8 protein-coding genes and 1 pseudogene are annotated in these 14,886 nt (G+C 71.8%); 3 read left to right on the plus strand and 6 right to left on the minus strand.

Annotated elements, in window-relative coordinates:
• From C6Y14_RS44145 to C6Y14_RS19705, 5 genes and pseudogenes are all read right to left on the minus strand, one after another.
• Positions 1–1,293: pseudogene (locus C6Y14_RS44145) on the minus strand (hypothetical protein); the annotation flags it as partial.
• A gap of 186 nt (positions 1,294–1,479) precedes the next feature.
• Positions 1,480–1,638 (minus strand): DUF6760 family protein, encoded by a 159-nt coding sequence (locus tag C6Y14_RS44560; RefSeq protein WP_188114298.1) that lies wholly within the window; start codon positions 1,636–1,638, stop codon positions 1,480–1,482.
• Positions 1,635–2,144 carry a hypothetical protein gene (locus C6Y14_RS19695; RefSeq protein ID WP_107018040.1) on the minus strand — a complete coding sequence of 170 codons (510 nt, stop codon included), beginning with the start codon at positions 2,142–2,144 and terminating at the stop codon, positions 1,635–1,637. The genes C6Y14_RS44560 and C6Y14_RS19695 overlap by 4 nt, the downstream gene beginning before the upstream one ends.
• A complete protein-coding gene (locus C6Y14_RS19700) occupies positions 2,144–2,587 on the minus strand; it encodes a phage tail protein (RefSeq protein WP_107018041.1) in 444 nt (147 codons plus the stop codon). The genes C6Y14_RS19695 and C6Y14_RS19700 overlap by 1 nt, the downstream gene beginning before the upstream one ends.
• Positions 2,588–2,677: 90 nt before the next feature.
• Positions 2,678–4,279: a phage tail sheath subtilisin-like domain-containing protein gene (locus C6Y14_RS19705; RefSeq protein WP_107018042.1), complete on the minus strand. Its 1,602-nt coding sequence runs from the start codon at positions 4,277–4,279 to the stop codon at positions 2,678–2,680.
• Positions 4,280–4,513: 234 nt separating this feature from the next.
• Here C6Y14_RS19705 and C6Y14_RS19710 point away from each other — a divergent pair, with 234 nt between their 5' ends.
• From C6Y14_RS19710 to C6Y14_RS19720, 3 genes are all read left to right on the plus strand, one after another.
• On the plus strand, positions 4,514–6,136 hold the full coding sequence (locus C6Y14_RS19710) for an eCIS core domain-containing protein (protein WP_159074277.1): 1,623 nt from the start codon (positions 4,514–4,516) through the stop codon (positions 6,134–6,136).
• 84 nt (positions 6,137–6,220) lie between these two features.
• Positions 6,221–7,651: an RICIN domain-containing protein gene (locus C6Y14_RS19715; RefSeq protein ID WP_107018044.1), complete on the plus strand. Its 1,431-nt coding sequence runs from the start codon at positions 6,221–6,223 to the stop codon at positions 7,649–7,651.
• An 89-nt stretch (positions 7,652–7,740) separates the two neighbouring features.
• Positions 7,741–9,180 (plus strand): hydrolase, encoded by a 1,440-nt coding sequence (locus C6Y14_RS19720; protein ID WP_107018045.1) that lies wholly within the window; start codon positions 7,741–7,743, stop codon positions 9,178–9,180.
• A 243-nt stretch (positions 9,181–9,423) separates the two neighbouring features.
• Here C6Y14_RS19720 and C6Y14_RS19725 read toward each other — a convergent pair whose 3' ends face one another.
• A complete protein-coding gene (locus C6Y14_RS19725; protein WP_159074278.1) occupies positions 9,424–14,877 on the minus strand; it encodes a hypothetical protein in 5,454 nt (1,817 codons plus the stop codon).
• Positions 14,878–14,886 lie beyond the last annotated feature (9 nt).

Consider the following 14,886-nt stretch of genomic DNA (forward strand, 5'->3'; position numbering starts at 1 on the left):
TCCGGCCGCCGGGGGCGGGTTGCTCGCGGGGGCCGGTGTTCCGGCGGGGCGGGTCGCCGCGGCCCGCTGGACGTTGAGCGCCGGTCCGCTGGAACGGGTCACCGGGTTACCAGGATCGCTCTGCGTCCCGCCGGTCGACGCGGCGCTGCTCGACGCGGATGCGGATGCTGATGCTGATGCGGGCTGTACGGGTCCGGCCGCCGGGGTCGGGTTGCTCGCGGGGGCCGGTGTTCCGGCGGGGCGGGTCGCCGCGGCCCGCTGGACGTTGACCGCCGGTCCGCTGGAACGGGTCACCGGGTCACCTGGATTGGCCCGCGTGCCGCCGGTCCCGCCAGCACGGCTGCCGGAGCCGGTCGCCGTGGCTTCCCCGGACGCCGAGGGGGGCGCCGACGCGGGCCGTACGGGTCCGGCCGGAGCCGGGTTGCCGGGGCCGGCGGGGGTCGGGTTGCCGGGACCGGCCAGGTCCGGGCTGCCCGTGCGGGCCGGTGTTCCGACCGGACCGGTCGCCGGGGCCCGCTGGACATGGGCCGCCGGACTCGCGGACGGCCCCCGCACGGGTGCGCCCGCGCCCGGGTCGGCGGCGCCGCCCGACGCCGTGGATCCCGACCTCGTGGCCCCTGTCGCCGGAGCACCCGCCGCCGGAGCACCCGACGAGGCGGGACCGGACGAAGTGGGAGCCGAGGGCGCGGGACCCGGCGGAACGAGCCGGGACGAAGTGACGGCCGAAGGGGCGGAACCCGAGGAGGCGGGCCCGGACGAGGCGGGCCCGGCCGAAGCGGTGCCCGGCCTGCCGGTCGTGGCCGAAGCGGTGCGCGGGCCGCCGGTCGTGGCCGGCGTGGGCGTCGGCGGCGCCGGGCGCTGGGCCACCGGCAGAGTCCGCCGCTGTACTGCGGGCGTGGCGGGCGCCCTGGTCAGCGGGCTCTGCCGGTGGGGCCTGGGAGGTGCCGCGGTCACCCGGGGGCCCGTCGGGCGGGACGCCGTGACGGGCAGGGACGCGCGCTGTACCGGGGGTGCGTCACCGGGCGCCGGGGACGGCCCGGCCTCGGGCACGTCGGGCCCCGCCACCGGCAGGACGCGCGACGGCGGTTCGAGTCCGGAGACGGGCGTGGCCGACGTCGTGAGCGCGTTCCTGATCAGCCCGCCCGGCGCCGCGTCGAGGACGGCGTGGGACAGGGTCCCGGTGAGGGAGGGGTTCTGCCAGGTGCTCAGCCGGCCGCTGAACGCGGAGTCGGCGACCCCGGTACGGCCCAGGGCGGCCCGCTGGATCGGGGGCAGCCCCGTCCAGCCGACCACCGCGGCAGGCCCGGCCCCCGCGGAGGCACCCGCAGAGCCCTCCGCGGCAGCCGTGCCCGTAACGGCCGCAGCGGGTACGGCACCAGCGCCCGTACCCGTACCCGTATCCGCATGCGCTCCCGCGGAAGCGGACCGTGCGGCTGATGCCGCCGTGCCGCCCCTCAGTCGGTCGAGGAACCCCACCGATCAGCCCTCCGCCCCGCCCCGGGTGACCAGGGACGCGATCTGTTCCGTGTAGCGGCGCCGGTCCTGGTGTTCGAGATCCAGGATCGTCTCCAGGCTCCAGTGGAAGTGGTAGGCGACGTACGCGATCTCCTCGTGCAGCCGGTCGGTCGCGTACGTCACGATTCCCCCAGGCGGCTCCCGCCGAGTTCGACCTCGAAGGGCTCCGAGCAGTGGGGGCACTCCACGGAGGCGCGGGTGTGGCCCTCGGCGTTGACCTGCCGGTAGAAGTCCTGCAGGAACGCGAGGTCGGAGGCGAACATGTTCTCCACGATGCCGTCGTGGACCATCGCCAGTGTGCCGAGGCGGGTGATGACCCGGCCCAGCAGGACCACCGACAGATAGGCGGGGTTCTCCTGGACACGGACGTCCCGCAGCGGGATCAGCTCGTCGCGGGCGGTGGCCAGGCGCATCACGCCGTCCCGGTGCACCGTGCCCGCGTCGTCGACGTAGCCGCGCGGAAGCTCGAAGGGGAACTCCGTGCGCAGCGGTTGTGCCACCGGCGCGGGCGCCGGCGCCGGAGCGGCGGCGGGCGCCGGAGCAAAACTCTGCTCCGGCGCCGCCACCGGCTCCGGCACCGGTGCGTCCACGACCGGGCCCGCGCCCGCCCTGGCAGCAGTACGGCGCATTACTCGATGACCAGTTCTTCGAAGACGATGGTCACGGTCTCGGTGAGCGCCTGGGCCTCGCCGGCCTTGAGCGCACTGGCGTCGATCTTGGAACACCAGGCGTTGCGCATGTTGTAACGCTTCACCGGGTTGTTCTGGTAATCCATCATGATGATCGACGCGTTCTTGCGGGCCGTGCTCATCTGGCCCGTGATCGAGTCGTTGATCCAGGTCGTGAAGGCCGGCGACTGCGTCATGCCGCGCACGACGGTGCACTGCCCGTCCTTCTGCACGCCGGGCATGAGGCTGACCTCGGGCCTGCCCTGCGCCGAGTTCGACAGGTGCTTGATGACGTCCTGTTCGATGCTGAGGCCGTTGACCTCGGCGAGGTACTCGACCATCACGCCGTCGATCTGCAGACCGAAATTATGTGAAGTGAGGGCGTCACCCGGGCTGAGACTCATCTGTTCTCTGTCCTTCTGAGGGTTCTTGTCTGTGACGTACGAGGGCTAGCGGAGAGCCGTACGGGGGCTGACTGCGAAAGCAGGCGGTGCCTACTCCTCCAGCTCGCCGCTGCCGCTGGAGAACTGGGCCAGGCGGAAGATCACGAACTCGGCGGGCTTGACGGGCGCGATGCCGATCTCGCAGATCACGCGGCCCAGGTCGACCGACTCCGGGGTGTTGGTCTCCTCGTCGCACTTGACGTAGAACGCCTCTTCCGGCCGCTGGCCGAAGAGGGCGCCGCTGCGCCACTCGTTGACGAGGAACGCCGACACGTTGCGGCGGATCCGGGCCCACAGGTTGTGGTCGTTCGGCTCGAACACCACCCACTGGGTGCCGAGCAGGATCGACTCCTCCAGGTAGTTGAAGTACCGGCGGACGTTCAGGTAGCGCCAGGCCGGGTCCGAGGACATGGTGCGGGCGCCCCAGACGCGGATGCCGCGGCCCGGGAAGGCGCGGATGCAGTTGACGCCGATGGGGTTGAGCAGGTCCTGCTCGCCGCGGGTGATCTGCAGCTCCAGGTCCACCGCGCCGCGCACGACCTCGTTGGCGGGCGCCTTGTGCACACCGCGCTCGAAGTCGTTGCGGGCCCAGATGCCGGCGACGTGACCGCTCGGCGGGGTCAGCCGGGACTGGCCGGACGCCGGGTCGAAGACCTTCACCCAGGGGTAGTACAGGGCCGCGTACTTGGAGTCGTAACCGGCCGTCTCCTGACGCCAGACACGGATCTCACGGGCGTTGAGGCTGGGCGGCGGGTCGATGACGGCGACGCGGTCGCCCATCAGCTCGCAGTGCGCGATGAGACCGAGCTGGACGGCCTTCACGGCCTCCAGGTCGATCGCGCCGCTCTGGTAGGCGGCCATCAGGTCGGGGACGGCGACCATGGAGATCTCGTCGATGGCCTCCAGGCCACCGAAACCGGTGCGGTCGGCGGAGTCGCCGAGGTACTGGGCCGGGCCCGGGTGCGACTCGTCCGAACCGGCCGGCACGGCCGGGGAGTTGGACGAGGCGGCCGACGGGGCGACCAGGGCCACCGTCTGGTTCTCGGGGCGCGCCAGCTGCGCGGTGGGGGCCGCCTCCTGCACGGTGATGAGCTTGGAGCGCTCCTTCACCTGCGTGACGACGTAGTTGCGGCCGCCCTTCTTGGCGGTCACGTCGAAGGACTCGACGGGCTTGTCGCCGTCCTTGACGATCAGCTTGAAGCGCTCGGCGGGGCCCTCGCCCTCGGGGTCCGCGACCTCGACGCTGAGCGAGCCACCCGCGACCGCGGTCACGCTGAAGGTGCCGAGCTGCTTCGGCTCGCCGGCCGTGAGCGCGGCGCGGGCCGCGGAGCCGGAGACGGCCGCCGGGGCGCCGTTCGCGGACGCGCCGTTCTCGGCGGTGCCGTCGGAGGCGCCACCGACGCGTACGACGTACGCGGCGCTTCCGCCGTTGTTGAAGAACCCGTACACGGAGTGCGCGAGGTAGTAGCCGTCGGTGAAGGCACCGAAGGCCGCGACGTACTGCGACCAGTTGGTCACCAGCGTCGGCTCGTTCAACGGGCCGTGCGGGGCGAGCCCCACGAAGGCCGCCACCGACGTGCCCACTCCCTCGATGGGACGCGAGCCGCTGGCCACCTCCTCGACGTAAACGCCGGGCGACAGGTAGGACGGCATGCTCTGCTCTCCTCGGGGTACGAGACAGGTCTGTTCCGACTCTCACGCGCGCGGGCGTTCGTTGAAACGTCCTGCGGTACCTGATCGGGGGCAAACTCCCTGCCCGCAAGGGCACCGTGAGGCTTCCGAGTGCCCCCTGGACCAGTCGTCCTGCCCCCACGGCTGCCCGTACCGCTCTCGCCGTGCGGGACCAGTTCGGATAATGCTGGAGGATCAGCCGTGGAGGGGAACGTCATGCGCGCGCAGGAAGCCGAGGCCGACAAGGCCGGTGGTGATCAGGTCAAGATCCGCCCGACGACGGACCGGGGCACCACCGCGGACCGGATCCTGGCGCTGCAGAGCGCGGCGGGCAACGCGGCGGTGACCCAGGCCGTGCAGCGCAGACAGCACCAGCACGGCGCGGGCTGCGGACACACCCCCGACGAACAGCGCGACCTGGTGGACCAGGTCGTGAAGTCCCCGGGCAGCCGGATGAACGGCTCGCTGCTCCAGGAGACGGCGAGCTGGTTCCAGGGCGAGGACTTCAGCACCGTGAAGCTGCACACGGACACGGTCGCCCTGCAGTCCGCCAAGGCGATCGGTGCCCGCGCGTACACCGCGGGCGAGAACGTGGTCTGGGACGGCAAGGACAAGCCGACCCTCATCCACGAGCTGCAGCACGTCAAGGACCAGCGCCAGGGCGCGGTCCCCGGTACGGACAACGGCGCGGGCATGAAGATGTCCAGCCAGGGCGACTGGGGCGAGAAGCGCGCGGAGGCGATCGAGGCGCAGGCGAGGAGCGGGGCGGCGCCCGTGCAGCGCGCTGCCGCTCCCGAGAACGCCACCGAGAAGTCCGGCGCGAGGCCCGCCGCCGGCGGGCACGCGATCCAGCGCGCGATCTGGACGTTCAACGGCAGCACCCGGACGCACCACGCCATGGGGCAGAACTCGGGCATGTGGTTCGACAGCAACGGCCAGACCAGGACCACCGCCGACCTGCAGGTCGACTCCACCTCCCTGCGGCACGGCGACAAGTACGACGACGTCACCCGGCAACTGCACAGCAGCGGCGCCGTCGACATCACCAAGCGCGGCACCATCGCCGACCACAGGTACCCGCAGCGCGAGAACAGGACCCGCAAGGCGGTGGTCGAGGCGCAGGAGAAGATGGCCGCCGCGCAGGCCCTGCTCAGCTCGGCGGGCGGCGCGCCGAGCGGCCTGCTGTTGCAGGCGCTGAAGTCCGCTTTCCCGCTCTTCCAGGCGGCGACCCCGCAGCAGATCGGCGAGCTCGTGCCGCGTATCTCCGAGGTGCTGCGACGCGTGCAGGTGGGCCTGAACTCCCAGGGCGCGCAGATCGCCCTGGTCGGGCAGCCGTCGATGCTCGACACGAGTGCCCGGGGGGCGGCCGCCTCCGGCGCGGCCGGCTGGGTCGACCCGAGCACCAAGGACTACATGTCCCGGCTGAATCCGGACTACATGAAGAGCGAAGAGCTGCCGTCCATGGACTCGGGGCGCACCGGCGCGATCAACCTCCGCGAGGAGGGCGAGGTCGCCTGGTACGTCATCCACGAGGCCACGCACCGCTTCGCCGGGACGCTGGACTACCAGTACAGCTCGTACGACCACGAGCTGTCGGAGGACGCCGCGCAAGCGGGCCTGGCGACGGTCCTCGACCCGGCCACCGCCGCCGCGCAGGACGCAGCGATGCTCGGCAAGCGGGTCGCCCGCGACCCCGGCACCTACACAGGCGGCAATGAGACGCAGCGTCCGCAGAGGCAGGAGAACTGGTACGCCATGGGCCGGCGCGCACTGATGAACGCCGACTCCTACGCGCACTTCGTGATGACGGCGACCGGTTCGCCGATCCCCAGGAGTTGACGGCCCCGGCCGTGGGCCTTTCGGGCAACAGGGCGTGCACCTGGGTCCGCTGCCCGCGGCCCGTCCGATGGCTAGCGTCTTTGTGTGAGCCTTTGGACTTCTCTCGAACCCGCCTCCGCGACCGTGGACCCGGGTGGCAGTACGACGGTGCGGCTGCGTCTGCGTAACACCGGTGATGTGGTGGACGAGTACCGCTTCGAGGCGGTGGGTCCGCTGGCGCCGTGGGCGAGGGTGGAGCCGCAGGTGCTGCGGTTGTATCCGGGGACGACGGGTTCGGTGGACATCGCGTTCGCGCCGCCGCGTACGCCGGATGCGACGGCGGGCCCGAATCCGTACGCGGTGAGGATCACGCCGACGGAACACCCCGAGGCGACGACGGTCCCCGAGGGGAATCTGACCATCACCCCCTTCACGGAGGTGCGGGCGGAGTTGGTGCCGCCGACGGTGAAGGGGCGTTTCCGTGGGCGTCCGAAGCTCGCGGTGGACAACCTGGGCAATACGAAGCTCACTGCTTCCGTCATCGGCAGCGACAACGGCGACCAGCTCTCGTACGACATCTATCCGTCGAACGTGCAGATCGAGCCGGGCCGTGCGGCGTTCGTGAAGACGACGCTGAAGCCGCGCCAGATCATCTGGTTCGGGTCGAAGGAGTCCCGGCCCTACACGCTCGCCGTCCAGCGGTCCGGTGTGGATCCGATGGACGTCGAGGGCACGTACATCCAGAAGGGTTTCCTGCCGCGCTGGCTGGCGACCTTCCTCGGCATCTTCATGGCACTCGCCCTCACCTTCGTGCTGCTGTGGATCGCCTACAAGCCGCAGGTCCGCAGCTCCGCCACGGAGAAACTGCAGGAAGCCGGCATCAGCACACTGGCACCTTCTCCCTCGCTGACCCCCGAGGCGCCGAAGGCCCCGTCGGCCGAGCCGGTGGTTTCCGAGCCCGCCGTTCCGACGCCGTCCGGCGACAGCGGTGGTGGCGGCGGTGGTGGTGGCGGGGAAAGCCCGAAACCCAAGCCGAAGCCGAAGAGCGTGGTGCCCGCGACCAACATCCTGCTGCGCAACACGACCACCAAGATGTGCGCCGAACTCCCGGGCCGCGACAAGGGGAAGCCGACCGGTCGCGTCCAGCAGGCCCCCTGCACCGAGAAGGTGGAGGAGGACAACCAGCTCTGGAACCTGGAGGTGCGCCAGGAGAAGGCGGGCCCCGGAGCCACCGACCTCTTCGTGATCCGCAACGTCAAGGACCAGCTCTGCATGGACCTGCCGAACGCCGGGGCGCAACCCGTACAGGTGGGGGTGTACGAGTCCGAATGCGTCGGCACGTCCGCGGACAACGACCTGTGGTGGATCGACAAGCAGGAGAGCGGCGCCTACTGGATCCGCAACTTCGCCAGCAACAACAAGTGCCTCGACGTGGCCGGGTTCAGCACCGGCACGGTCGACACGAACCTGACGCTGTACGACTGCTCCAACATCGATGACCAGGAGTGGCTCGTCATCCATCCCAAAACAGGTTGAGAACGGGGCAGTTGATGCCGCCTGTTCGGGCACGCATCCTGCCCCGCTGCTTCCTGACTCGGCACCGGATCGGCGTTTAGGTTCCCAGAGTGAGCCTTTGGACTTCCTTGGAGCCCGCCTCCGCGACCGTGGACCCGGGTGGCAGTACGACGGTGCGGCTGCGTCTGCGTAACACCGGTGATGTGGTGGACGAGTACCGCTTCGAGGCGGTGGGTCCGCTGGCGCCGTGGGCGAGGGTGGAGCCGCAGGTGCTGCGGCTCTATCCGGGGACGACGGGTTCGGTGGACATCGCGTTCGCGCCGCCGCGTACGCCGGACGCGACGGCGGGCCCGAATCCGTACGCGGTGAGGATCACGCCGACGGAACACCCCGAGGCGACGACGGTCCCCGAGGGGAACCTCACCATCACCCCCTTCACGGAGGTGCGGGCGGAGTTGGTGCCGCCGACCGTGAAGGGCCGTTTCCGGGGGCGTCCGAAGCTCGCGGTCGACAACCTGGGCAATACGAAGCTGACGGCGTCGGTGAGCGGCAGCGACAACGGGGATCAGCTGTCGTACGACATCTATCCGTCGAACGTGCAGATCGAGCCGGGGCGTGCGGCGTTCGTGAAGACGACGCTGAAGCCGCGCCAGATCATCTGGTTCGGGTCGAAGGAGTCCCGGCCCTACACGCTCGCCGTCCAGCGGTCCGGTGTGGATCCGATGGACGTCGAGGGCACGTACATCCAGAAGGGTTTCCTGCCGCGCTGGCTGGCGACCTTCCTCGGCATCTTCATGGCACTCGCCCTCACCTTCGTGCTGCTGTGGATCGCCTACAAGCCGCAGGTCCGCAGTGCGGCCACGGAGAAACTGCAGGAAGCCGGCATCAGCACGCTGCCGCCCAGCAGCCCCACGGCGTCGCCGCCCATGCCGTCCACCCCCACCGTCGCTCCCACGACACCCCCCGCCGCCGCGCCGACGCAGGCCGCGGGCGGGGCCGCGGCCGGAGCGGGGGGCGGCGGCTCCGAGGACGACAAGGAGACCAAGGCGCCGGAGCGGACCGCGGCCACCGCCGTCCAGGAACTGGCCGCGGAGGAACCCGACAAGAAGCACATCTGCTACCGGGCCTTCGTGAAGGGCGAGGGCTGGACGGAAGCGGTCTGCGACGGCGAGACGGCGGGCACGGTGGGTGAGGAGACGCCGCTCAAGAGCCTCAACATCGCGGTGTCGGGCACGAAGGGGACGGCCAGCGCCGCGTTCGTCCACGACCCGGAGTCGACGAACGGGCAGGGGCACTACATCGCTCCCTGGTCGGGAGCGGCCGACGGGATCGACAACTACATCGGCAGTACGAAGAAGGACGCGCCGAATCTGCTGGGGTTCACCATCAACGTGGACAACGGGGGTGGGGCCGTGTGCCAGAACGCGCACGTCCGTAACGCGGCGTGGCTCGGGCTCGGCTGCGACAAGCCGGGCGAGGGGGAAGGGTTCATCTTCGGGGGAACCCTGGACAACAACTTGTGGCTGGAAGCGGTCAAGTTCACGGTGTGACCCGCCACGTTTGAGCCGGTGGGGGTGCGGGTTGGCTTGTCCGTCGGCTGCGGGCCGGTGGGGGTTGCTCGCGCAGTTCCCCGCGCCCCTCAAAAGCGGGGCTGCGCCCCTGCTTTTGCCCCTCTAGGGGCGCGGGGAACTGCGCGACCAGCCCCCACGCAGCCGCACCCGACGGGTTCTTCAGGGGCGCGGGGAACTGCGCGAACGGCCCCCACCGGGCCGCACCCGGTGGCGTCGCGTCGGTCAGAGCGTTGCTGCCGCGTTGGACTTCTTCGGGGACAAGTGGCCCTGCGGGTCACGGAGTTCGGCCGCGTTCGACGGATCGCGGAGCATACGGCGGACCGCCGGCGCCGGCATTCGCACCACCACCGGCCGCGGGAGCGTGAACTCCCGCACCCCCACCGACCGTCGCCCGCCCGGCCCGCGTTCCACGACCCGCGCAACCACCCGCACGTCCAACGTGAACTGCACCAGCACCGACTCGAACTTCGGCTTGTGCAACGGCATGGACCCCGCCGCGTTCGCATGCGCGTCCGTCGCGCTGCCGGTCCCGTCGACGTTGCCGAGCAGCTGGTTCAACCGGAACTCCGTGGCGTTCAGCACCCCCGCCCCGACGATCCCCCGCGCCGTCTTGCTGTGCTCGGCCGACTGCTGGCTGTCCACCCCGGTGGGCCGCGGCGCGTCCAGTCCGCTCTGCGCCACCGTCTCGAACGTCATCTTGTCGCCGACCCCCAGCACCCGCCCGCCGCGCAGCCGCGCGTGCAGCGAGGTGCGCAGGTCCTGCCCTCGCAGACCGCTCGCGTGCACGGGCGGCAGGTCCACCCCGGCGGAGGTCAGCAACGGCAGCGCAGAGATGAGCCACTCCGTGGACACGGCCTCGCGCTGGACGTGGGCGGCGGCGTCCCCCTGCTTGCCGTACCGCTTGCTGCCGCCGGCCTCCCGTACCGTGTCGTCGATCAGCTTGCGGATGTCGGGTGCCCCCTGGAAGCCGTTGACCTGCGCCTCCATCGGCAGGGTCACCCCGCCGTCGTGCCAGGCCCCCATCCGGTCGGCTCGGGCGTCCTCGCGGCCGGGCGGAGTCGGCCGTCCCTGCCCCTGCTGCTGATCCCGCTGCTGCTCCTGCCGCACCGGCTGCAGTTGGTTCAGGGCCGTGAGGTCGTTCTGCAGGATGCGGTGGGTCAGTTGCCGGCCGCTCAGTTGCGCCAGCCCCAACCGGCCTTTGGACGAGTGCAGTTCGAGCGTCGCCGTGATCGGTACGTTCATCCGCACCGAGGCCGCGGAGGCTTCGGCGACGGTCTTGACGCCCAGTTGGGCGCGGCCGACGGACGCGGTCTTCTTCGCGTCGCTGTACCCGAGGCCGAGCCCCGCCGCCCCGCCGACGTTCTTCAGCTGGCCGCCGCCGTTCTCGGGCTTCGCGGCCCCGGCGAACACGGCCTCGACCCCGCGCGAGTCACCCTTCTCCCGGCCGCTCGCCCGCTGCGCCGAGGCCGAGGTGATGTACTCCATGTCCCCGGGACCCTCCGAGAGCGTCTCGGCATGGGTGCCGGGCCCGTTGCGGCTGACCTTGAACACCGCCCAGTACGGCGTCCTGCGCCCGTCCAGCAGTTCCACGGTGACGCCGCCGTCCATGGCACCGGAGAGCAGTCCGGCGGCCCCGTCCTTGTCGAGCACCCGCAGCAACCGCTGCACGTTGTCGTTGCGGTCCTTGAGCTGCTGCCTGGGCAGCAGGTTCTCGGCGAGGCTCCGGTCCCGGCGGCCGAGGCTGCCGCGGAGCTGTTCCAGGAGGGGGACGAAGTCGGGCAGGTTCTCGATCGCGCCGAAGCCGAGGGGGAGGTCCCGGGACAGCTGGGGCTGCGGGGCCGGGGCGCCGCTCTCCCGCCCGCCCTGCTCGTCCCGAGTGCTCTGCTGGTCCCGGGAACTCTGCCCGTCCCGCCCGTCGCCGGCGGCCACTTTTCCGGCCGCCTTCTCCTGAGCCTTGGTGCCTGCCTTGTCCTGTGCCTTGTCCTGCGCCTTCGGCGGCGTTTTCTCCGCCGTCTTCTCCTGAGCCTTCTCGCCCGGTACGCGCAGCTTCGACGCCCTCAGCTGGTCCGCGGTGAGCCACACGGCCGCCGCTCCCGGCAGCGTCCGTTCGGACTTCGACACGTACGGGCCGCCGCCGGTGACCCCCACCTCGGCGACCATCCGGACCACCAGATCGCAGTGGACCAGGTACAGGGGCTGGGTGCGTGAGGTGTGGGCGTTGCGCTCGACCGTGCCGGCCAGTGTGGACGCCGTGGACGAGCCCTCGCTGAGGGTGCGGCCCGCCGAGACGCCCTCGCCGGCCCGCCAGTCGGCGCCGTTCTGCATGCCGACGACGCCGGCCTGCACCGACGTGCTCGTACTCTCGGACTCCTGTCCGGTCGCCTGGTGGCCGCCCAGGACGAAGCTCTCCGTGCCGGGGCCCGTGGCCCGGTGCACTACCTTCGGGTTGGCCAGCGCGAACCGCGTACCGACCGCGCCGGTGAGCCCGGCGGTCCGGCGCGGGTAGCGAAGGTTCTTCACGACCCAGCCGGAGGACACGGCCTGCCGCAGTGCCGCGGTGACCGCCTGCGGACTGAACCGTTCCTCGATGGCGAGCCGCGGCGCGAGGCCCTCGGTGGCCAGGGCCTTGTCCTCGCGGAGCGTCCGGTTGCGGGCGGCGGCCCCGGCCAGCAGCTCGAACGCCAGGTCCCGGATCGGCTGCCCGTCGCCGAGGGTCTCCACCAGCGTCCAGTCCCGTACCCGCCGGGAGGCCATCGCCCGCGGCTCCATGCCCGCGAGGTCGCCGATGCCCTCGGCGGCGAAGGTCCGCTGCGGCGGCCCGTGCCCGGCGGTGCGGGCCGCCACGGAGGCGTCCAGCTTCTGCTTCTCGTCGGTGTCCATGGTGAACCCGGCCGGGGTGAGCAGGCGTACGTCCTGGTCCTCCAGCTCCACCGAGCCGATGTGCCTGGCCTCGGGCACGTCACGGCCCGGCAGTCCGGGCGTCAGGGTGCGTTTGGCCTTGCGCTCGCGGGTGGTCATGGTGACGTCGACGTCGAGGTGCAGGGAGCCGTCGAAAGCGGCGGCGTCCTCGGAGCCGTTGGTCAGGATGTCCGAGCGGGTCGTCGGGCCGCCCTGGCCGCGCCGCGCCCCGGTCTTCGTCCGGTCGGCCCGCACGGAGGCGTTGAGTGCGGAGGGGATGATCCGGAACTGGCCGAGCACCATGCCGCCCACCGACCGCGAACTGGAGCGTCCACTCTGGACGTTGCTGGTGACACCGGAGTGGCTGCGGACGAGCCAGTCCTTGACGTCACCGGCGTACGTGGTGTCGCCGAGCCGGCCGGTGACCTTGATCTGCACGTCGTGCGCGTGCATCCGGGACTTGCGCCGCATCCGTACGCGGATTCCGCTGGAGAGCAACTGGTCCTTGTTGACGGCCAGGTTGGTGTCCGACAGGACGGTCATCAGCTCGCGGTAGTTGCCCCGCTGCGCTTCGGCCTCCTCCGGACTCGTCTTCCCGGGCTCCCGTCCGGCGCCGAACGCCGGCAGATACCCGGCCAGTTGCGGGTCGGTGGCGAACAGCCGCTGGACGCCGGCGAGCAGCGGGCCGGTGTCGAGCCGGCTGATCGCGACGCTCGACCCCATGGCCCCGAAGGGCAGATGGCGCTCGACGTCCGGCACGGCCTCCCCGGACCCGGACCCGGACGCGACGTCGGAGGCCCGCGCCTTGCCCTTGCCGGCATCGGTGCCGGAGTCGGTGCCGGTGCCGGAGCCGGTGCCTTTGCCCTTCGCCGGGTCGGCCTTGGGCTTCTTCACCATCTCGTCCGCGACGACACCCGACGGCAGCGGCAGACCGAGGGCCTGTGCCTCGTCGACCCGCAGGCTCAGCCACACGTTCATCGAGTGGGTCGCCGTCCGGTCGCCCATCCGGGCCTTCATCGCGGGCGAGAGCGGTCCGGTGCCCTCGACGGTGAGCACCACCGTGCCCTGGTAGAGCACCTTGTCACCGCGGACCTCGGCGCCCTGGCGGCTGGAGACCGTCTGCTCGGACACGGTGAAGCGCGCGCTCTTCGCCCCGAAGGTCGGCATGGCCGTGGCCCGTACGGCCGCGGCGTTCGCCAGCACCCCGACCCCGATGGCGGGGCCCACACCGAACGTGCCGCCGCGCCCCTTGCCCGCGGTGTCCGTCACCGAGTGCTGCGCCTGCTGATGCGTACGCAGCTGGGTCTTGCCGATCTTCCACGCGGGCGTCATCGAACCGATCGCGGCCCGCATCCGGTACGTACCCACCGCGCTGCCGTCCTTGGCGGTCAGGTCCTCGCCGACGACCTCCTGGCGCAGCAGCCGGGGCATGTCCTCCAGGACGGTGGAGGTGGAGGTGGCCTCGTAGAGGCGGGCGCGGCCGGGGGCGCCGGGCGAGGTCAGCGAGGGGTGCAGCACCGAACGGACCGTGTCGAAGAGGCCGTTGCCGCCCTCGTGCGGGCCCGCGGTGTCGGTGACCGCGACCGGGGCCAGGCTGTCGGCCCGTGCGACCTTCCGTGCGGTGCGCGCGGTCAGCCGCGCCGCCCGCGGGGGCGTACCGCCGGCTGCGGACGCGGCCACGGAGGCGGGGACCAGATGTTCGGTGGGGACGCGCAGGGTGAGCGTGCCCGTCCCGCTGAAGGACTTCACCTCGGGCGCGTCCTGCTTCTTGATCCGTACGCCGTACCGGACCTGGCGGAGCAGTTCGACGGAGCCCTTGTCGCTGCGCAGGACGCGCGGTTCGGCCACGCTCTTCTGGGTGCGGGACTCGCGCGCGGACTGGAAGGGCTGGGCGTTCGCCATGACCGCGCCGCCGAGCCAGACGCCCGGCACGACGGGCGCGAGGCCGAAGGCCATGAGGCCGGTGCCGTGGCTGGCGGAGTTGCCCGCGGTGTGGCCCACCGTGGCCTGGGTGTTGTGCTGGACGTCCACCTTGGTGGCCGCGCCCTCGGCCTCGCGGGCCATCGCGGCCCGCGCCGCCGCCCGGTCGCCGGCCCGTCGGGCGTTCTCGGCGCGCGACTTCAGGACCTCCGCGGAGACGAAGGTCTCGGGCCGGTCCCCGGGGGCGGGGGAGACGGTGACGGTGACGTCGTACCAGTCCTTGCCGTTCGGGCCCGCCACGGAGAAGGCGCGGCCCTGTCCGTAGAAGGTCTCCGGCCGGCCGGCCAGCTCCTCCTTGATCTCGGCGACGGTTCCGTCGGAGTGGCCGATGGTGGCGGCCAGCGCGGTGCCCACGATCTCGTGGCCGGTGGGCTGCCGGGCGGTGGACAGGCCGGCCGCGGTCAGGTCCCGCAGATACGGCGGCAAGCCCAGCGGCTCCGGTTCGGGATCGCTCTCCTCGCCCTCCGCGATGGCGGGCAGCACGGACCGCTGACGGGTGGCGGTGGAGTGCTCGGGCAGTTCCGCGATGGGCGAGAGACCGGTGGAACCGGGCGTCTGCGCGGTGCGCGAGGGGCCCGCGACGGTCCGGCCGGCCTCGCCGGGCGGGGTGCCGAGCAGGCGGGTCCGGTGCGGGTTCCTGCCGTGCAGGGCCTTGGACGCCGCCGCGTTCCCCGCGCTCTGCTGCAGTGCGAGCATCGTGGGCGGGGGCGGGCCTCCCGGTGAGGAGGACCCTGTCGCCGTTGTCGCCGTCCCGGGCGCCTTGCCCTTGTCGTTCGACGCCTGCCGCTGTCGGCGCACAGTGAGCCG

Origin of the sequence: Streptomyces dioscori, from assembly GCF_003024195.1 — a bacterium.
Lineage (GTDB): Bacteria > Actinomycetota > Actinomycetes > Streptomycetales > Streptomycetaceae > Streptomyces > Streptomyces dioscori.

Coding starts and splice junctions, on each gene's coding strand:
- C6Y14_RS19700 (WP_107018041.1), bottom strand. CDS start 2,587: ATGAGTCTCAGCCCGGGTGACGCCCTCACTTCACATAATTTCGGTCTG.
- C6Y14_RS19710 (WP_159074277.1), top strand. CDS start 4,514: ATGCGCGCGCAGGAAGCCGAGGCCGACAAGGCCGGTGGTGATCAGGTC.
- C6Y14_RS19695 (WP_107018040.1), bottom strand. CDS start 2,144: ATGCGCCGTACTGCTGCCAGGGCGGGCGCGGGCCCGGTCGTGGACGCA.
- C6Y14_RS19705 (WP_107018042.1), bottom strand. CDS start 4,279: ATGCCGTCCTACCTGTCGCCCGGCGTTTACGTCGAGGAGGTGGCCAGC.